This is a genomic window from Paraburkholderia sp. JPY465 (assembly GCF_050436725.1).
Classification (GTDB): Bacteria; Pseudomonadota; Gammaproteobacteria; order Burkholderiales; family Burkholderiaceae; genus Paraburkholderia; species Paraburkholderia youngii.
Map to the genome: position 1 here is coordinate 35,895 of NZ_JBNDMT010000006.1, position 19,811 is coordinate 55,705.

The 19,811-nt window shown below is 64.4% G+C and carries 14 protein-coding genes; 5 read left to right on the forward strand and 9 right to left on the reverse strand.

Annotated elements, in window-relative coordinates; genetic code table 11:
- The first annotated feature begins 447 nt into the window (after nt 1–447).
- Together QFZ94_RS33470 and QFZ94_RS33475 are read left to right on the forward strand one after the other, a co-directional pair.
- Nucleotides 448–6,867, forward strand: a complete 6,420-nt coding sequence (locus tag QFZ94_RS33470) for an autotransporter outer membrane beta-barrel domain-containing protein (RefSeq protein ID WP_429462271.1) — start codon at nt 448–450, stop codon at nt 6,865–6,867.
- Nucleotides 6,833–7,051 carry a hypothetical protein gene (locus tag QFZ94_RS33475; protein WP_368581613.1) on the forward strand — a complete coding sequence of 73 codons (219 nt, stop codon included), beginning with the start codon at nt 6,833–6,835 and terminating at the stop codon, nt 7,049–7,051. The genes QFZ94_RS33470 and QFZ94_RS33475 overlap by 35 nt, the downstream gene beginning before the upstream one ends.
- A 36-nt stretch (nt 7,052–7,087) precedes the next feature.
- Here QFZ94_RS33475 and QFZ94_RS33480 read toward each other — a convergent pair whose 3' ends face one another.
- The 8 genes from QFZ94_RS33480 to QFZ94_RS33515 all read right to left on the reverse strand — a co-directional run bounded on the left by QFZ94_RS33480 (nt 7,088) and on the right by QFZ94_RS33515 (nt 15,025).
- Nucleotides 7,088–8,269 (reverse strand): NAD(P)/FAD-dependent oxidoreductase, encoded by a 1,182-nt coding sequence (locus QFZ94_RS33480; RefSeq protein WP_368581614.1) that lies wholly within the window; start codon nt 8,267–8,269, stop codon nt 7,088–7,090.
- Entirely contained in the window at nt 8,262–9,692 is a 1,431-nt protein-coding gene (locus tag QFZ94_RS33485; RefSeq protein WP_429462274.1) for an FAD-dependent oxidoreductase, read from the reverse strand. The genes QFZ94_RS33480 and QFZ94_RS33485 overlap by 8 nt, the downstream gene beginning before the upstream one ends.
- Nucleotides 9,682–10,023, reverse strand: coding sequence for a (2Fe-2S)-binding protein (locus tag QFZ94_RS33490; RefSeq protein WP_429462276.1), 342 nt, complete (start codon nt 10,021–10,023; stop codon nt 9,682–9,684). Before QFZ94_RS33490 ends, QFZ94_RS33485 begins: the two co-directional genes overlap by 11 nt.
- A 7-nt stretch (nt 10,024–10,030) precedes the next feature.
- A complete protein-coding gene (locus tag QFZ94_RS33495; RefSeq protein ID WP_429462278.1) occupies nt 10,031–11,167 on the reverse strand; it encodes an NAD(P)/FAD-dependent oxidoreductase in 1,137 nt (378 codons plus the stop codon).
- On the reverse strand, nt 11,164–11,961 hold the full coding sequence (locus QFZ94_RS33500; protein ID WP_429462280.1) for an ABC transporter permease: 798 nt from the start codon (nt 11,959–11,961) through the stop codon (nt 11,164–11,166). The genes QFZ94_RS33495 and QFZ94_RS33500 overlap by 4 nt, the downstream gene beginning before the upstream one ends.
- A gap of 4 nt (nt 11,962–11,965) precedes the next feature.
- On the reverse strand, nt 11,966–12,838 hold the full coding sequence (locus QFZ94_RS33505; RefSeq protein ID WP_368581619.1) for an ABC transporter permease: 873 nt from the start codon (nt 12,836–12,838) through the stop codon (nt 11,966–11,968).
- A complete protein-coding gene (locus QFZ94_RS33510; RefSeq protein WP_368623174.1) occupies nt 12,825–13,895 on the reverse strand; it encodes an ABC transporter ATP-binding protein in 1,071 nt (356 codons plus the stop codon). The genes QFZ94_RS33505 and QFZ94_RS33510 overlap by 14 nt, the downstream gene beginning before the upstream one ends.
- Before the next feature lie 65 nt (nt 13,896–13,960).
- Nucleotides 13,961–15,025 carry an ABC transporter substrate-binding protein gene (locus tag QFZ94_RS33515; RefSeq protein ID WP_429462283.1) on the reverse strand — a complete coding sequence of 355 codons (1,065 nt, stop codon included), beginning with the start codon at nt 15,023–15,025 and terminating at the stop codon, nt 13,961–13,963.
- Nucleotides 15,026–15,160: 135 nt separating this feature from the next.
- On the opposite strand from QFZ94_RS33515, the gene QFZ94_RS33520 reads away from it, so the two are divergent.
- Nucleotides 15,161–16,114 carry a LysR substrate-binding domain-containing protein gene (locus QFZ94_RS33520; RefSeq protein WP_368581622.1) on the forward strand — a complete coding sequence of 318 codons (954 nt, stop codon included), beginning with the start codon at nt 15,161–15,163 and terminating at the stop codon, nt 16,112–16,114.
- Between the two features lie 35 nt (nt 16,115–16,149).
- Here the strand turns inward: QFZ94_RS33520 and QFZ94_RS33525 are convergent, their stop codons facing one another.
- Nucleotides 16,150–17,019: a LysR family transcriptional regulator gene (locus QFZ94_RS33525; protein WP_429462285.1), complete on the reverse strand. Its 870-nt coding sequence runs from the start codon at nt 17,017–17,019 to the stop codon at nt 16,150–16,152.
- 122 nt (nt 17,020–17,141) lie between these two features.
- Here QFZ94_RS33525 and QFZ94_RS33530 point away from each other — a divergent pair, with 122 nt between their 5' ends.
- Together QFZ94_RS33530 and QFZ94_RS33535 are read left to right on the forward strand one after the other, a co-directional pair.
- Nucleotides 17,142–18,533 carry an MFS transporter gene (locus QFZ94_RS33530; RefSeq protein ID WP_368581623.1) on the forward strand — a complete coding sequence of 464 codons (1,392 nt, stop codon included), beginning with the start codon at nt 17,142–17,144 and terminating at the stop codon, nt 18,531–18,533.
- Between the two features lie 106 nt (nt 18,534–18,639).
- Nucleotides 18,640–19,755 carry an NAD(P)/FAD-dependent oxidoreductase gene (locus QFZ94_RS33535; protein ID WP_429462289.1) on the forward strand — a complete coding sequence of 372 codons (1,116 nt, stop codon included), beginning with the start codon at nt 18,640–18,642 and terminating at the stop codon, nt 19,753–19,755.
- Nucleotides 19,756–19,811 lie beyond the last annotated feature (56 nt).

Genomic DNA, 19,811 nt, shown 5'->3' on the forward strand with positions numbered 1-19,811 from the left:
CGCCCGTCGGGGAAGCGGAGTTCCAGGCTCGAAATTCGCGCCGCGCTCTTCAGCTCCTCGACATTCGCATTTTTGTTCCATTGAACAAAGCCCGGCTAGCGGCACCTGATGTTCCCTCCTACTAATAGTTATCTAAGTTATCACGCGCACCATGCAACTTAAGCGCAACGGATTGATGTCTTTTCAAACGCGCATTGGGTGCCTCGGCACGCTGGATCGTGAGATTTATTATGAAAACATTTAACCATATTAAGTCGCTTTTAAGTTTCATGATTATGTGACCATGCCTCCGCCGAATTATTCCGGCGAAAGTTAGAAATTAATCATCTTCCTGTGCAGCGCTCAATTTCGTAGGCATCACTTGCGAGTGCCGGCTTGCGGTCATTCGTCGTGTCCAGAAATCGGATTTTGTCCGATCGAGCCGGGTCGCCAGTAAAACCAGTCTCTGTGCGACTCGCAGACAGATTCGATGTCTTTTCAAAAGACTGGAACCAGTTGCACCTGTTATTGCGACAGAACCGAATGAGGAAGTTCGTGTACATATTCAAGCATTCATCGCATTGTGAGTCTGCGCGGACATTGACGTCGGCGCCTTGTTTTGAGGATTGCTGCGGCCGCAAGCGTCGGACCGTGGTTGCGTTGGCTTCTGCCGTAACGTCGCTTGCCGCGCTGTTTGTTCCGGTCGCTGTGCGAGCCCAGTGCAACAGCAGCGCCAACCCGGCGCTGCCTGCGGCGCCGGCACAGACCAACTTTTCCAATCAGTCGTTTGGCGCAGCGCCGCTTCCGCAGTACTACCTGAACGCCGCGGGACAGGCGGGATGCAAAGGCGCCGACGACGGCTCTTGGAACGGAGTGGGCCAGGATGGCTTCGCTGGTCAGTCAGGTGGTTCCTTTAACAGTGTCAACAGCGGAATTACGGTGAAGGGGGGATTCGCGCCGACCTTCATCAGCCCCACGATGGGAGCGGGATGGTCCGTCGACGGTGGTGATGGTGGTGCCGGCGGACAGGGCGGTTATGACGCCAATGGCTCCGCCCACACGGGAAACGGCGGGGCGGCAGGCAATGGCGGCGCGGTCTCCGTGCAGTTTAGCGGCACCGTTGGTCCCGACCCGAAAGGTGTCCTTCCGGAAGTTGCGCTCGACGTGCAAGCCAATGGCGGCACCGGCGGAGTGGGTGCCGTGTCCAATGCCCAAGGTACTGAGCCGCTCTACGGCGGCAACGGCGGAGCAGGGGGGCGGGGTGGTCAGGCAGCGCTTAGCGCCTCCGGCAGCATTCAGTTCTATGGTGTCGGCCTGCGAGCGTCCGCCCTGGGCGGGACCGGCGGGGTAGGTGGCAACTCGCCGACTCCGGGCGATTTGGTTGTAGAAGGCCATGGAGGCAAGGGCGGCAACGGCGGCGCCGGCGGTACCGCGACGCTTGCCTTTCAGAACGGCAGTCTGACCGCCAGCACCCCGGCAGGCCAGATCTTTCCGATGCAGGCCGACGCCGATGGCGGTACGGGCGGCAGCGCTGGTGGCGCGTACGGTGGAAGTGGCAGTTTTGGCGGGACCGGCGGCAACGGAGGTAACGGCGGCACAGCGAGCGCGGAACTCGGCAGCGGTGGCCAGATCGTGTTCTCCGATCAGATGCAACCGGCGAACAGTCGGTATCAGCCGGGCAGCGGCGTAACCGCCAAGGCGAACGGCGGAGCGGGCGGGGGCGGTGGCACTGCCATCGACGGCTCATTCCGCAATGAGGGTGGTGTGGGCGGCAACGGCGGAATTGCCGGCAGCGCCAGCGCCACCGTTCTTGGTTCCATCGATTACACCGCGAATGTTCCGGCCGGGCAGTCTGCTGCCGGGTTGATCGGGGGTGAGGGGGTGCTGGTGCAGGCCAATGGAGGCGCCGGCGGTATCGGTGACGGCGCCCAGAGCACTGTCGTGGGTGAAGGCGGTGATGGTGGTAAGGCAGGCGCTGGCGGGAAGGCTTCGCTGATCCTTGGAGACGCGGCGAACACGGCAACAATTAAAACGAACGGCCCATATACACATGGCGCGTTGGTGCAAAGTGTCGGAGGCGGAGGGGGCAATGGCGGTAGTGTCAGCTTCGCGCTGGCCGGCACGGGCGGTGCAGGTGCCGCGGGCGGCGATGGCGGCGCGGTCACGGTGAACTCGGACCACGCCTTTGTCACGGTCGGCAGTCAATCAGGCGTAGGCAGCATCCCGCTGATCGCGCAAAGCATCGGCGGTGGCGGCGGAAGCGGCGGTGACTCCAGCGGCTTCACCGCTGGCGCGGGCTTCGAGATCGGCGGCAACGGCGGCCAGGGCGGCAATGGCGGCGCGGTGAAACTCACGCTGGGCCAGAACAGCGTGTTTGGCAGCCTCGACCAGAGCGGCGGAGCCGGCATCCTTGCGCAAAGCATTGGCGGCTCCGGCGGCAATGCCGGCAGCGCGACGTCGAGCGGCGGGGGGCTGATCACCATGGTGATCGGCGGTGATGCCCACGGTGGCGGCGCGGGTGGCCAGGTCACCGTTGACAACGGCGCACTCGTCACGACCTACGGCGACCACGCAGCCGGTATCAAGGCTCAGTCGATCGGCGGCGGTGGCGGCAATGGCGGCAACGCTACAGCGTTCACCGTCGGCGGCCCGCTGTCGAGCTCGGTTGCCGTCGGCGGACAAGGCGGCGGAGGCGGCGCGGCCGGCGCGGTGTCGCTGACCAACACGGGGCAGGTCGTTACGTATGGTTCGGACGCCGAAGGTGTCGTGCTGCAAAGTATCGGCGGCGGCGGCGGCTCCGGCGGCAGCGCCACGGCGCGTGCCGTTGCCGCATCGGCCAGCCCAAATATTCCTTCGATCAGTGTCAGCGCCGCTATCGGCGGCGCCGGCGGGACCGGCAACACCGGCGGCAATGTCACGCTTGATAATTCCGGCCTGATCACCACTGCGGGCGACAGCGCGACCGGCGTTTTCGCGCAGTCCGTCGGTGGCGGCGGTGGTACGGGCGGCGACGCAACCGCCGCGTCCTACTCCGCGTCGCCTGCCAAGGGGGCGTCCCTGTCGGTCTCCGTGGCTCTCGGGGGCAGCGGCGGCAGCGGCGGCACGGGCGGCGCCGTCAACCTCGAAAACTCAGGGCTCGTCGCAACCCTGGGCCAGGACGCCCATGGTGTGTTCGCACAGTCAATTGGCGGTGGCGGCGGCAATGGCGGAACGGGCGATGCCTCGGCAACGGCGGCTAACGCCAAGGCCAGCTTCAGCGCGTCAATCGCGGTGGGCGGAACGGGTGGAACGGGGGGAACGGGCGGCACGGTCGGCCTGACCAACGACGGTTCGATCGCGACGCGTGGCGACGGCGCCGATGCCGTGTTCGCCCAGAGCGTGGGCGGCGGCGGCGGCGCAGGCGGCGGAGGTACCGCTGCGGCCAGCGGCGGCAAAGATGCCATCGCCGTGGGTGTTGGCGGCAAGGGTGGCGTCGGCGGCGACGGCAACACGGTGACGACGACCAACAACGGCAACATCGTCACCCGCGGCGCGGCCTCGACCGGCATCTTCGCGCAAAGCGTCGGCGGCGGCGGGGGCAAAGGCGGCAAGGGCGCGGCGGCCGCGGGCGGCAGCGGCGGCCTCGACACGATCTCCAACGCCCAGACGCTGTTTGGCATTCTGGGTCAGGGCCTTGGCCTCAACCAGAACGTGCAGAACCTGGGCAACAACATCCTGCAGGTCGGAGTGCTCGGCGAAAAAATCAAAGCGACTTATGGTGACCTGGAAAAGCTTCTCACGCAGCCGGACGGGGTATCGAAAGTTCTGGGCACCGTGAACCAGATCAGCGTCGGCGTGGCGGTCGGCGGCAGTGGCGGCGCGGGTGGCCTGGGCGGCGCGGTGAACGCCAGCAACACCGGCGCGATCGGCACCTATGGCGCGCAATCCCACGGCATCTTCGCGCAGAGCATTGGCGGCGGCGGCGGCAGCGGCGGCGCGGCGAGTTCGACCGGCAAGTCGAATAATGATTCGAAGGTGCAGGCCGCGGTCGCCGTGGGCGGCAGCGGTGGCGCGGCGGGCTCGGGCGGGGTGGTGAGTGTCGTGCAGAAGGCAAATGGTGCAGTCGAGACGCAGGGGGTGGAAGCGTTCGGCGTGTACGCGCAGAGCGTAGGCGGCGGTGGCGGCAACGGCGCGATGTCGGGGGCGGTCAGCGGTTCGCTGAAAAGCCTGTCGATCGCCGTGGGCGGCAATGGCGGAGGCGCCGGGAATGGCGGCGACGTAAGCGTCAGCAACGGCGGCACGGTCACGACACTTGGCAAGCACAGCGTCGGCATCCTCGCGCAAAGTATCGGAGGCGGCGGCGGTGTCGTGACGACCGCGAGCAGCGATGAGACATTCGATCCTTCCAAAGCCGTCCAGAATCCGCAGGGACGGATCGCCGACATCTACGGGGTGACACTGAGCTTCGGCGGTCAGAACGGCAGTTCGGGAAATGGCGGCGGCGTCACTGTCAACACGCAAGGCAACGTGACGACGAACGGGCTTGACGCGCACGGTATCGTCGCGCAGTCGATTGGCGGCGGGGGCGGGTTCGTGGCGGGCGGACAGATCAACACGAACACGAACGCGCTCGTTGGCGCCGGCGGCGCGAGCGGCAATGGCGGCAACGTTCTTGTCGTGGACACCAATCACACTGTCTCTACCACCGGCGACGGTGCGTATGGGATCGTCGCACAATCGATCGGCGGTGGCGGGGGCTTTGCCGGCGACCCGTCCGCCCCGAACTACTACGGTGACAATACGGGCGGCGTGGTATTTGCCAACAGCGGCAATGGCGGCACCGTCAACGTCATCGTGGTAAACGGCGGGAAGGTCGTGACGACCGGCCGGTACGCGCCGGCAATCTTCGCGCAATCGATCGGCGGTGGCGGTGGTCTGGTGGCCTCCAACTACAACTCAAGCCCGCTCGGCCCGCTGCATGATGTGGCACGTGGCAGCGCGGGTGGCGCCGGCGTGGGCGGCCTGGTCGCCGTCAACGTCAGGGATAACGACACGGTCATGGCCACGGGTGTCGGGTCCGCCGGCATCCTCGCGCAAAGCGACGGCCAGAAAGGCGGGCAAATCTCGATCCACCTGGCGCCCGGGTCGAAAGTCATAGGCGGCACGACCGATCCCAATTTCCGGACCTCCTCAATGGGGGGATTGGACCCGGAGTTTCGCGACGCTGCCGCCGTCCGTCTGATCGGCGGCAATAACAACATCATCACCAACCAGGGCACCATCCAGACCTTGGGCAAATACGCGATCCTGGTGGACCCCACGTTGTATGGCGAGGCGTCCGCCACCACCACTGTCAACAACTCCGGCACTATCACCGGTGACATCCACGTCCTTGGTGGCCCCGGCAACAGCGTTGTCAACAATCTGCCAGGGGGCGTTATCGACACACCGGCCACGCTGAACGTCGGAGGCGGCACGGTGAACAACGCCGGTACGCTGAAAGTCGGCGGCGCGAAGTCGATCGGCAATACGATTCTCACCGGCAATCTCGTGCAGAGTTCGACTGGCACGCTGAACGTACAGATCGATCCGGCCAACAAGCGGTCCGATCTGCTCAACATCACGGGTACCGCCGCGCTTGCCGGCAAGGTGCAGGCCGATCCGGTGAGCTATCTGAAGAGCACGAGCACCGTGCTGTCGGCGGCCGGCGGAATTCGGCCGGATACGGCGCTCACGGGTTCTTCTACGCCGGTCTACCGCTTCACGCCGCTGGTGCAGGGCAACACCGTCACGATCAAGACCGATGCGGACTTCGTCGGTGCGAGCAAGGGGGCTTCGGCCACGCAGCAGAGTGTCGCAGCCAATCTGGACCGGTTGTGGAACAGTGCCGATCCTACCTTTGCTCCCATCTTCGGAGCTTTCGGTAGCGCCGGTAGCACGGCGGGCTATGCCCAGACGCTAACCGCCGTTTCCGGCCAGGAGTTGCTCGGCGTTGCCGCTGCGCGCTACCAGTCCAGCCAGGCATTCTCGCGCTCCGTCTTCAGTTGTCCAGAGTTCGGCGACGACGACACCACCGTGAGAAAGCAGGGCTCCTGCGTGTGGTTCCGCGCCACGGGCATGTGGGAAAACCGCAGCGCCGACGCTTCGTTCCCAGGTTTCGGCTGGCAAGGTACGACGATGAAAGTCGGCGGGCAGGTCCAGCTACAGCCCGGCTGGTTCCTCGGTGGCGCCATCGGCTACGAGACCGACCGTTTCACCGGCAACGACAACCTGACGAGCGCCAACGGCAATGCGCTTCTTGGCGTCGTCGCGCTCAAGCACGAGGTCGGGCCATGGACTTTCAGCGGTGCGGTGGACGCGAGCTACGGCTGGTTGAACAGCTCGCGCGTGATCCCGAGCGCCAATGCGGTGGCGACCGCCTCGCCCAATTCGTTCAATCTCGGAATGCACATGCGCGCGGCCTATCAGATTCCGTTCGGCCGTTTCTACCTGGAGCCGGCGCTCGACGGCGACCTGAACTACATCAATCTCCCGGGCTACACGGAGAGCGGTGCGGGCGCGCTCAACCTGAAGGTGAATAGTGCGAACAGCATCATTGCGACCGGCACGCCGAATCTGCGGATCGGGACGCGCGCGCAGATCGGGTCAGCGACCGTCGACGCTTATGTCGGCGCCGGGGTGAGCTTCATTGCAGGCAATAGCTACACGACCAACGCGTCGTTCGCCGCTGCCCCGGGTTTCGGCAGCTTCACCAATACGCTCACCAATGCGCACGTTGCAGGCAAGTTTTCCGCTGGGGTAGAGGTCTATACGACCAAACGTCTCGATGTGCGTCTGGAGTATGACGGCGTCGTTGCCGCGCACGAGGTCGAGAATGGCGGCCAGATCCGGTTCAAGTACCGGTTCTGAAAACCTCCGGGACCCGGACAATGCAGCAAAAGCCATAAAGCGTAGTTGGATTGATGACCAGGATGCGCTGTCGCAAATCCGGTTCGGGTACCCAGTGCGCAAGTTGATTCAACACGCGCGCGTCGTCGACGTGACGGAATGGGCTTATGGCGGTCGATTTTTCGCCCGGCTCTCCTTGGTTTGAGTACAGGAAAGCGCGCCGGGCGGCGCTCGGCTGCGATCAGTGCGCGGCGGCGCTGGCCGTCGGCTGCGGCACGGACTGGCGCGTAAAGCGGTCGATCGCGAAGTCGTCGAGCGGCAGCGAAGCCTTGCCGTCGAGCACGAGTTCGGATACGAGCCGCCCGCAGGCCGGTCCAAGCTGGAAACCGCTGCCGCAATAGCCGAACGAATAGACGAGATTCGACGCGCGGCGGCTAGGTGAGAGCACGGGCAGCGCATCGTCGGTGAATGCTTCGACGCCGGCCCACGCGCGGTTCACGCCGAGATGCCGCAAATGCGGGAAGAGATCGACGACGGTATTGGCGCTACGCACGAGCCGCGCGAAATCGACTTCGCCATGCCGGCCGTGCAGATCGGCGATACCGATCAGCTTGCCGCCGATCACGACGGTGCCATTGTCGAACTGCTTGAACGACAACGGACGCCCGGTTGCACCCAGCGTCGCGCGGCAGAACGGCGCGACGCGATGCGTGACCATCAGCATCAGCCCTTCGGGGTGCACGGGCACGCGTTCACCCACTTGTTCGGCCAGTTGTCCCGCCCACGCGCCCGCCGTGACGACGAGTTTGTCCGCGCTGAACCCGCCGCGCGGCGTCTGCGCGAACCAGCGCGTGCCGCGTTGTTCGATGCGCGTGACCGGCGTGCCTTCGAAAAACGCCGCACCATGCCGCTGCGCGGCGAGTCGGAAGGCGGTGGTGGTCTTGAACGGCAGCGCATAGCCGTCGCGCTCGACCCAGATGCCGCCCGTCACGTGCCGCGCGAGCGCCGGCTCGAGTTCGAGCACGCTCGCGCGGTCGATCAGCTTTTCGTGCGTGAAGCCGTGCGCTTCGAGTTGCGCGACGCGGGCGCGGCATTCGTCGAGTTCGGCTTCCGTCTCCGCGATCTTCAACTGGCCGGACGGCACGAAGCCGCCGTCGTCGCCGATCGTTTCGCGCAGGCTGTGCCAGATTTTGCGCGACATCAACGCGAGCGGAATCTCGGGCAGCGGGCGGCCGAGCGTGCGCACGCCCCCCGCATTGACGCCTGACGAGTGCCGCCCGACGTAGTCGGCTTCGAGCACGATCACGTTCGCGCCGCGCGCGGCCAGATGGAACGCGCTGCTCGAGCCGTGCAGCCCGCCGCCGATCACCAGCACGTCGGCCTCGCGCACGGCGCCGGAAGAGGAGCGGGTAGCGTCATTCACCGGCGAGTTCTCCGAGCGTCAGCGGCTTGATGGGCGGACGGATGCGGTAATAGCCGACTTCGCCCGGCGGCACCTTGCGCGCGTCGGCGATGATTTCGGTGACGGTCAGGCCGCACATGCGACCCTGACACGGGCCCATCCCGCAGCGTCCGAACGATTTCGCCTGGTTCGGGCCGAGGCAGCCGAGTTCGACGAAACCGCGCACGTCGCCCGCCGTCACTTCCTCGCAGCGGCACACGACCACGTCGTCGCGCGGAATGCGGTTCGCGTCGCGCGGGCGGTACAGGCTGTCCAGAAACGGACGGATGCGCATCACGCTCTCCAGCGCGAGGCGGTGCGGCTCGGCTTCGCGCTCGCAGGCAGCTGCATCGATGGCACCGAGTTGACTGGCGACCCGTAGCGCGGCGAGCGCGCCCTGTTCGGCCGCCGCCAGCGCACCGCCGATACCGCCGCCGTCGCCCGCGACGAAGATGCCCGGCACGTCGAGTTCGCCCCATGCGTCGGTGGTCGGTGCGAAGCATAGCTGCGCGGCGTCCCAATGGTGGTGCGCGCGCAACGACAGCGTGAACTGCGTATTCGGCACGACGCCCTGATGCAGGAGGATCACGTTCGCGTCGATCCGCTGCGCACGGCCTTGCGTGCTGAAACTCAGCGCGGCGGCGCGCTCGACGCCTTGCGCGTCCTGCTTCGACTCGACGCGCAGATCGTCGGCGGCTTCGTAGACGGGCACGCCCGCGGCGCGCAGCGTGCGGATCAGTTGCAGGCCCTTGCTCAGGAACGGCCACGCGCGCAACGCCGACAGCAGATGTTTCTTCGCGCGCCAGCGGTCTTCGTGACGAGTCGTGTCGACGAGTGCGCGGATCGGCACGCCGGCACGCACGTACTGCCAGCCGAGCAGATAGAGCAGCGGACCGCAGCCCGCCAGCACGGGCGGCTCGGCGGGCACCTCGCCCGCGCTTTTCAGCAGGATCTGCGCGGCGCCCGCCGTCAGTACGCCGGGCAGCGTCCAGCCGGGAATCGGGAACGGCCTTTCCAGCGCGCCCGTGGCCAGAATCACGCGGCGTGCGTCGAAGCTGCCGACCTTGCCGTCCCTCAGATAGTGCACGGCATGTTCGCGCGTCACCTGCCACACGGACGCATGCGCGACATGCCGTGCGCCAGAGCGCGCGAAGGCGTCGGCGAGCGATGCGCCCGCCGCGTAATCCGGGCCGAGAATCTCCTTGCGGCGCGCATCGGCGCGGCCGATCGCCCGATAGATCTGCCCGCCGACGGCGTCCTGTTCGTCCAGCAGCACCACTGACAGGCCAGCGCTCGCGGCGCGCGTCGCCGCGCTCATGCCGGCGGGACCGGCCCCGACCACGACGACATCGACGGCTTCCGAAGGGAAACTCGACACGGTTTCGACAGCGTGATCAGCGGGCATGAGCGTCCTCCCGTGAAACATCGACGGGCGGCAGATCGCGCGCGCCCTCCTGCGAGCGGATGCGCATGCCGGCGCGCACGGTCACCATGCAGCTTTGCCGGCTCGGCACGCCGTCGATCTCGACGAGACACTCGAAGCACGCGCCCATCATGCAATACGGCGCGCGCGGCGCGCCCGAGACGGGTGTCGCACGGAACCGCGCGATGCCGGCAGCGAGCAGCGCCGCCGCTACCGACCGGCCGCCCGGCACGCGCAGCGGCTGATCGTTGAACCAGATGTCGACCGGCGCATCGGCGCCGGGCAAGGCCTTGAAGAGCGGTGTGGAGGTCATGTCGGAATCAGTGAGCGGGGGTGAGTGCAGGGGATTCGAGAAAGCGCGTGCCGGACAGCGCGGGGATTTCAGCGGGCATCGCGCCGCCCGCGATCCACGGCGCGATGCGCAGCGCGTGCGCGGCGGCCAGCGTCACGCCGCTGTGGCAGGTGACGACGAACGCGCCGGGATGGCGTGCGGATTCGTCGTAGATCGGAAAACCATCGGGGCTGTAGACGCGCAACGCGGCCCACGTGCGCACCAGCCGCACGTTCTTCAGCAGCGGAAAGGCGCGCACGCCGCGCCGCGCAATGTCGGACAGCACGGGCGTCGTCGTGAAGTCGTCGAAACCGACTTCTTCCATCGAATCGCCGAATTGCAGCGTGCCTTCGTCGGTTTGGCGCACGTTGAGGGTCGGGTAACGCAGGAACGGCGCGACGCGTTCGCTGATCAGCACCTGTCCGCGATTCGGTGCGACGGGCGCATGCAGTCCGACGTGCCGCGCGAGCGCGCGATTGCCGAGGCCCGCCGCGAGCACGACGCGCGCCGCGCGGTAGGTGCCGAGTTTGCCTTGTACCGTGAAGCCGCCGTGTTCGGGTGTGATGCGCAGCGCTTCCTCGTTGTTGACGAGCTTCACGCCGCGCCGCTGCATGCCCGCGTGGAGCGCGCGCAGCAGCTTGAGCGGATTGACGTGGCCGTCCATCGGCGTGTAGCTCGCGCCGATCACGTCCGGCCCGATTTCGGGAATACGCTCTCGCACTTCGCGCGCATCGAGCAACTGATACGGGTAGTCGCCCAGTTCACGCTGCAAGGCGCCGAGACGCTTCGCGCGTTCTGCGATTTCGTCTTCGGAGAAAAAGAAGTGGAAGCCGCCGGGCTGGCGCAGCGCGACGTCGATACCGGTTTCGTCGAGCAACGCCGCAGCGAGCGACGGCCAGCGCGAAGCCGAGCTGCGCGACCAGCGTGCATACGGCGACAAGCCATAGCCCTTGCCCTGAATCCAGACCAGCCCGAAGTTGCCGCGCGACGCGCGGAACGCGCCGTCGTCCTGGTCGAGCACGGTGACGTTCGCGCCTTCGCGCGCAAGGCCCCAGGCAACGGCGGAACCGACCAGTCCGCCGCCCAGCACGAGCACGTCGGGGTTGTCGGTAGCGTGACGAATCATCGAGCTTCTCCAATGAGGATGCGGTCCAGTCCGACCATGCGGTCGAGCAGCACCATCAGCAGAACCGTGCCGACGATCAGCACCGCCGACACGGAAGCGACGAGCGGATCGATGGTCTGCGCGATCTGGTTGCACATGGCGACGGGCAGCGTGGTCGTGCCGGGGGTCGCGACGAATATGGTCATCGTCAGCTCGTCGAAACTCTGGATGAACGACAGCACCCATCCGCCGGCGACGCCCGTGCGGATCATCGGCAGCACGACGCGGCGAAACGCGGTGAAGCGGCTCGCACCGCACGACAGCGCCGCGCGTTCGGCATCGCGATCGAGCCCGACGGCCGACGACAGCGCGAGGCGCAGCCCATACGGCAGCACGATGATCACGTGCGTTGCCGCCAGCGCCCAGAACGAGCCGCTCAGATGCAGCAGTGACAGAAAGCGCAGGAACGCGATGCCGAGCACGACGGCGGGAATCATCATCGGCGACAGGAAGAAGCTTATCAGCGCGCCACGGCCCGCGAAGCGATAGCGCGCAATAGCGAGCGCGGCGGGCACCGCGAGCGCCACGCCGATGGTCGCCGCCACGAACGCGAGCCGCACGGAAAGCCAGAATGCCGACACGATGTCGTCGTTCTCCAGGATCGCGCGAAACCAGCGCAGCGACGCTCCGTCGAAGGGCATCGAGATGAAGCCCTTGTCGGTGAACGCGACCAGCATCACGGCGACGAGCGGTGCGAGGATGAAAGTGAGGAACAGCGCGTTGAACAGCAGGCCCCACAATCCGTTCTGTTTCATGGCGTCACTCGAAAATATGCTTGAAACGGCGCTCGGCGAGACGGCTGCAACCCATCACGATCGCGACGTTCGCAATCAGCAGCAGCACGGCGATGCTCGCGCCGAGCGGCCAGTTCAGCGTACCGAGGAATTCGTCGTAGGCGGCGGTGGCCACCACTTTCAGACGGCGCCCGCCGATCAGCGCCGGCGTCGCGAAAGCCGACGCGGACAGCGCGAATACGATGATTGAACCCGACAGCACACCTGGCATGATCTGCGGCAGCACCACGCGGCGGAACACGCGCAGTGGCGAACCGCCCATCGACAGCCCCGCCCATTCGACGTGCGGATCGAGCTTTTGCAGCGTCGCCCACACCGACATCACCATGAACGGCACCAGCACATGCGTGAGCGCGATGATCATGCCCGTCATCGTGAAGACGAGACGGATCGGCTCGGACGTAATGTGAAATGCTTGCAGTGCGTTATTGAGCACGCCGTTATTCCCGAGCAGAATCTGCCAGCCGAGCGTGCGCACCACGACGGAAATCAGCAATGGGCCGAGCACGATCAGCAGGCACAGCGACTGCCAGGGCCGCTTCATGCGCGCGAGCACGATGGTTTCCGGCACACCGAGCAGTACGCTCAGCAGCGTCACGGCGAGCGCGAGACCCACCGTGCGCAAAAAGATTTCGCCGTAGTACGGATCGCTCAGCACTTCGACGTAATTTTTCAGCGTGTACGCGGCCTGCACACCGGCCACATCGCTGAACACGCGAAACGACAGCAGCAGCGTCAGCACGAGCGGCACGAACAGCAGCGCGCCGAACAGCAGCAGTGCCGGCGAAGAGAGCAGCCAGGGCGCCGCGCCCGCGCGTGAATCGTCAAGCGTTGCCATGAGCACGCTCCCGGGTCAGCACGCGCAGATCGTCGTCTGTGAACGAGAGTCCCACTTCATGGCCTTCGTCGGGCGGCGGCGCGCCGAAGTTCGGCTGCGCGATATGGAGTTTGCCGAGCGCCGTATCGACTTCGAGCAGCCACTGGTTACCGATGAACACGCGGTTCGCAATACGTCCGTGCATGCGCGCGTCGCCATTCGCAAGGCGTACTTTCTCCGGGCGAATGTAGACGTGCACTGCGCCTTCGACATCGCGCCCTTCGTGCGGCACGTGCAGCGTCGTGCCCGCCACATCCACGACGGCGCAGCGCGGATTACGCTCACGCACTTCGCCAGGCAGCGTGTTGGTACGCCCCAGAAAGGTCGATGCGAACGGCGTAGCGGGACGTTCGTAGGCATCGAACGGCGTGCTCAGTTGCGCGATGCGCCCCTTGTGCAGCACGGCGATGCGGTCGCTCATCGTCATCGCTTCGACCTGGTCGTGCGTGACGAGGATCGTCGTAATGCCGAGGCGCTTCTGGATCGCGCGCAGTTCGATGTGCATTTCCTCGCGCAGCTTCGCATCGAGATTCGACATCGGTTCGTCGAGCAGCAGCAGGTTGGGGCGCATCGCCAGCGCCCGCGCGATCGCGACGCGCTGGCGCTGGCCGCCCGACAGTTCCTTCGGATAACGCGCGTCCAGGCCGTTGAGCCGCACAAGATCAAGCGCTTCGGCGATGCGCGCCGCGCGCTCGTCGCGCTTCATGTTGCGCATTTCGAGACCGAAGCCCACGTTGCCCGCCACCGTCATATGCGGAAACAGCGCATAGCTCTGAAACACGACACCCATGCCGCGCTTTTCGGGGCGCTCGTGCGTGATGTCGCGTCCGCCGAGCGTGATGCGGCCCGCGCTCGGCGTCACGAAGCCGGCGATCATCTGCAGCGTGGTCGTCTTGCCGCAGCCGGACGGCCCGAGCAGCGACAGGAACTCGCCGCGTTCGACGGACAGATCGAGCTGCTCGACCGCAGTGAAATGGCCGTAGCGCTTCGAGATGCCCTGCAGAGTGAGAAAGGTCATGGCGTCGGTCCTGTGCGGAGTCGGGACGTAGGAACTGTTGAGCGGCTATGAGGCGGTTGCGCCGCTCAGCGTTCGACCGAGCGGTTCCAGCGCTCCGTCCATTCCGTGCGATGCTGGTTGATCGTGGTCCAGTCCATCGCCGTGAGCTTGTTCACCTGTTCCGGACCATACGGCACGCGCGCCGCGACCTCGGGCGTCAGCTTGACCGTTTGGTTGACGGGGCCAAGTCCGATTGCTTGCGCCTGCATTGCCTGCACTTCGGGGCTCAGCAGATACTGGATGAACTCCTGCGACAGCTTCGGCTGTGCGTTCTCGGCGAGCGCGCAGGCCGCTACCTGCAGCGCGACGCCCCCTTCCTTCGGATACACGAACTTGAGCGGAAAGCCCGTGTTTTGCAACGCGACGGCGCGACCGCTGCCATACGGCGCCATGATGACGTCGCCCGCCTGCATCAGGCCGTCCATCTCACCGGGCGTCGGCGCCCACGACAGCACGTCGGGTGCGACCTGCTTCGTCATCGTGTTGAAGCCGGGGTCGATATTCTTTTCGCCGCCGCCGTTCAGGCGCGCGAGCATCACGAGTGTATGCAGTCCATACGTGTTGGTGATGGGCGGCACGCCGAGCTTGCCCTTCAGGCGCTTGTCGGTGAGCGCCTGCCATGAATCGGGCGCGGGCAGACCGAGCTTTCTGAATGCCTCTTCGTTGTAGCCGATGCCCGTCGCGACCATGCCGACGCCGACGGCCGTCGGGCCCAGCCGCGCGAGCGGGTAGAGGTCTTTCATCACGGGCGCATCCTCGACCTTCGCGCACAGGCCGAGCTGCATCGCCTGATACATGGGGCCGTCGTCCATCACCGCAACGTTGATCTGTTGATGGCCTTTCTGCGCCTGAAGCTTCGCGAGCGTGTCGCTTGAATTGCCCGCCACATAGACGATCTTCACGTCATGCGTTTTTTCGAACGGCGGAATGACTTTCTGCCGGTACAACTGCTCGTTCGAGCCGCCGACGTTCGCGACATACAGCGTGGTTTCGGCGTGGACGTGGAAGGGAGCGGTCAGACAGACGACGGACAGTGCGGAGACGAGGGCGCGGAGCGTAGAACGGCAACGGCGGCGCGGCGATTCTTGCATGACGGCGATCTCCAGTCAGTGTGGGAATGGACGCTCTGGTGGCGTGTCCATGCATCACAGTCTGTGCCGGGATGGTCATATAGTCCAATACGAATAAAATAGCAATCTATACATTGTTGATATGGGTTGAAGCCGATGAACCTGAAACATGTCGAGGCATTTCGGGCGGTGATGGTAGCCGGGTCGATGACGGCGGCGGCCAAAGCGCTTTTCACGTCGCAACCGAATGTGAGCCGTCTGATCTCGCAGTTGGAGCGTGAGACCGGCTTGCTGCTGTTCCAGCGCAGCGGCGTGCGGCTGATTCCAACCAGCGAGGGCACAGCGTTTTTCCGCGAAGTGGAGCGCGCGTATGTCGGCTTGCAGGGGCTCACGAACGCCGCTGCGCAGATCCGCAATCTGGGCAGTGGGCGTCTGCGCATCGCGGCGATGCCTTCAGCGGGTCTCACACTCGTGCCGCATGCGATCAAGCGTTTTCAGGCGCTGCATCCCGGTGTGACCGTGTCGCTGCACGTCAATACGTCGGGCACGGTGAATCACTGGACGGCGTCGCAGTTCTGCGATCTGGGCGTGGCGGTGTACATCAGCGAGGCGTCGAATTGCGAAGTTGAGATGCTGTCCAAAGTGGCCGCCGTGTGCGTGATGCCGGCGGTGCACCGGCTTGCTTCAAAGGCTGTCATCAGGCCCGCTGATCTCGAGGGCGAGTCGTTCATCTCGCTGTGTCACGGCGACGGCACGCGCGCGCAGATGGATGAGGTGTTCCTGCGGGCGGGCGTCGAACGCAAGCTGGCGATCGAGGCGCAATATACGGCGATCTGCTGCGAGCTGGTGCGCTGCGGCATGGGTGTGACGCTCGCACATCCAGGCGTGGCGCTGGACTTCGTCGGGCCGGACATCGCGATCCGGCCGTTCTCGCCGGCGGTGATGTTCCCGATGTATCTGCTGTTCCCGCCGCACCGGCCGCGCGAACGGCTGGCGTCCGCGTTCATCGAAGTGCTGCGCGAGGAGCACGACGAGCTGATGGAGAAAATGGCGCGGATAGTGCCGGACTCAACGCCGAAGAAGACCCGCAAGCGAAGCGTGAAAAGGTGATCTTCGCCGGCCTCTCCTTCTATTGCCGCGTCACGTCATTTGAGGGCTGTGAGAGCCATCTCGATGAGTTGCTGCAGTCGTGCATTGGGATCGCCACTCTGTTTGCGCAAAATCATGAAAAGAGAAAGCGGATCGGGTGGATTTAAAGCGATCCGATGGATCGTGCATCCGGTTTCCTTGGCCAATGGCGTCGTTAAAAAAGCAGGAACAATGGCCCACGCTCCGTTTCTCAGCATCGGCGCCAGCATGTGTGCTTTCTCCACCCAATTTACGTGCCGCGAAAACCCGCGCCGAGCGCGCCATAGATCGAACTGAGGCGACCACGGCAGATGAATTTCTCTTGATGGATCGAGATCCGTCATGTCGAGAACTTCGGGCAACGGGGCTGAACCCGACGCAGCGTAGACCACAAACATCGCATAGTCTCGGATCTTTCTTGAAACAAGATCGACGTGTTCGGATGGAGTCAGTGTGAAGGCTACGTCAAGGTGACCAGAAACAACCCGGTTAGCGAGCTGGAAATAGCGCGAGCTTTCCATATGTAATTGGACAGGCGGTGTCTCATTAGAGAGCGCAGCGACAAACGGCGGTAGCACGTTGATTGCAACGGCGTCCACGGAACCGACAGCGAGGTGCCGCACCTGGTTCGCCTGAAGTTGCTCAGCCTCTATTTCGAGCATTTTCCAGCGCTCGGCAATGTCGAGAAAACGCTCACCTTCCGCCGTCAGCGATATGCCCCGCGCGCCCCTCGAACGCCGCAACAGCGGATGTCCTAACCGGCGCTCGAGGGACTGGATCCGATACGAGACTGTCGATTGCGTCGTAGATACGATCTCGGCCGCCTGAAGCAAACTTCCCGAGCGGACCACCGCCAGGAACGTGTTGATCTCCTCGCTGAACAGCATATCGAATCCTTCGATATTTGGTGAATAAAATCTGACATTGACCGATATTGTGCCCCCACCTTAGCCTAGCTGAATAGAAAAACAAATCCCGTCATTTGATTCGGTAACGTTTGGAGGCACATATGGGCAAGGCACTCGTCGGCATCGAAGATTTACCTCCGAGCCGCTTTCATAAGAGGATAGCCCTCGTGGCGGCAGGGGGACCGTTCTGTGACGGGTATCTGCTAGGGATCATCGTTGTAGCGCTGCCGTTCATTGCGAAGGACCTCGCGCTGAACGCGCTGCAGATCGGTCTGATCGGCGCGTCGAGCCTGATCGGCATGTTCGCCGGCGGCCTGGTTTTCGGACCCATGACGGACCGCTTCGGCCGCCAGAAGATGTATGTGCTTAATCTCGCCGTATTCGTTATCTGCTCACTCGCGCACCTGTTCGTGCATGACGTGACGACGTTGTTCATCCTTCGTTTCGTCATGGGGGTTGCGCTGGGCGCGGACTATCCCATAGCGACCGCGCTGGCAGCTGAATTTCTGCCTCGGAAGCTTCGCGGGCCGGTGCTCGCGAGCCTCGTGCTTTTGCTCTGGGTCGGATACACCATAAGCCTTGCAACGGGTTTGATCGTTAGCGGCAGCGAAAGCGGTGTATGGCGCTACATTCTTGCAAGCGCTGCGATTCCTTCGGCAATCTTCCTGCTGCTGCGCCTTAACATCCCCGAGTCGCCGCGCTGGTTGATTTCCGCAGGACGCGTAGACGCCGCTCGTGGCATCGTGGCACAGCATCTTGGGCCGCAGGTTGACTTTGAGGCGCTCGTTGCTGAAACCCGAGTCAGCACCTCCGGGCGTGGCCTCGGGCTGTCCAAAATCCGCGAACTGCTTTCGCGAGGCTATGGGCGCATGCTGGTGTTTTGCTCGATCTTCTGGATGTGTCAGATTGCGCCTTCGTTCGCAATCAAGACGTTTCAACCGATGCTATTGAAATCGCTCGGCGTCACTCAGCCACTCGCCGGCTCGCTCGTGATCATTTCATTTGCCATCGTCGGAACTGCGATCGGCATGTTCGTCGTCAACCGCGTCGGTCGGCGCACGCTTTGTCTGGTCTCTTTCGTTCTTGCAACGCTCGCGCTTTTTCTTCTGGCAACGCCGATGTCGAACATTGCCACGGTTGCGATCGGTTTGTTCGTTCTCTTCACGGTGGCTGAAGCTGCCGGCTCCGGGCTGCAATTCATCTACCCGAACGAGGTTTTTCCGACTGATCTTCGTGCAACCGGTATGGGACTCGCGATGTCTGCAAGCCGCATCGGAGCCGCGGCAGGAACGTTCCTCCTTCCTACCGTGCTAGTCCATTTTGGAAGCGCGACTGGTCTGCTTATCGCGGGTGGGATCAGCCTGATTGGCCTGCTCGTATCGGTTCGCATGGCTCCCGAGACCCGTAACGTGTCGCTCGGCGCGGCGAATGCTCCGAGCATGGCAGCGAGCGCCAGCGAACACTCTCTGCAGCGAAGAGAGGCTCGCAGCTGAGCGGAAAGGACGGCGTAGCCATCGCTGACGCCGGTCAGCCACAGCAACTCGGACTTAAGAATCTCACCCTGGCAACACTTCTTGCACCAATGCAAAGAGGCACTCTATGAATTCGGCACCTAAAGTCATCATCATCGGCGCTGGCATCATCGGCACCACACTCGCTTATGATTTCGCGAAACGCGGCGCGCGCGTCACCGTGCTCGACAAGAACGAAGTCGCGAAAGGCGCCACTTCTGGATCATTCGCGTGGATAACGAATCAGACGAAGTTCCGCAATGCGGACTCGCTTGGCGAAGTTGGCGCGCAGCATTACTTCAATCTGCATCGCCTGTCGCACCTGCGCTGGCGTTACCTGCAAAGCGAAATCGACGGTCTGCCGATTCGCTGGTCAGGCTGCTTTCAAAGCGCCGAGCCCGGCACCGAGGAGGCACGGGAACTCGCGGCGGAACTGGACCGGCGCCTGCGCTGGGGCAGCCCGACGTACCGCGTCACCGCGGCCGAGGCACGCGAGATTGAGCCGGGGTTTGAGCCGGGAGCCGAGACGGACATTTTCTACACGCCCGACGAAGGGATGATGTCCCCGGTGCAGCTAACGTCAAGGATGCTCGATGCCGCGGTCGCACACGGGGCGCAATACTCGCCACACGATGCGTATCTAGGCTTCGCGAAGACGGCGGGCGGTTACGAGATCCAGAGCGGAAGTGGCAAGCGCGAGGCCGACATTCTCATCTTCGCGGGCGGCATCGCGAACCCGGAACTCGTCGAAGGCACGGGGCTTAAGGCACCGCTCATCCACAGCATGGGGAGCGTCGTCCATCTCGCGCCGTTGCCACGCATTTTCGATTCGGTCATTCTTGGCTCGCATGTTCACGCGATCCAGCGCATCGACGGTCGTGTGGTCATCGCCAGGCACTTCTCCGGTTCGCCCGTTGGCGATCCAGGCACGCCCGACCCCGAGGAGCTTGTACGTGTCGCCGCGCGCGTGCTGCCCGGCTTGAAGGACGCCGTCGTGGAGAAAGTGACCGAAACGCGTCGCGTCATTCCCGCTGATGGACTGCCCGTCGTGAGCCGTTCTGAAGACCTGCCCGGCGTGCTTTCCATTACAACGAACGCAGGCATCAGTCTTGCGGCCGGACTGTCTCAGTTCATCACGACCGAATTGCTTGACGGCGTGATGGTGAACCTGATGGATCCGTACCGCTCCCAGCGTTTTGCATAGAACTCCGCGGGTAAGTTAATGTGGCGCGCTCTCGGGCGGTGCCGCAGCAGCATCGA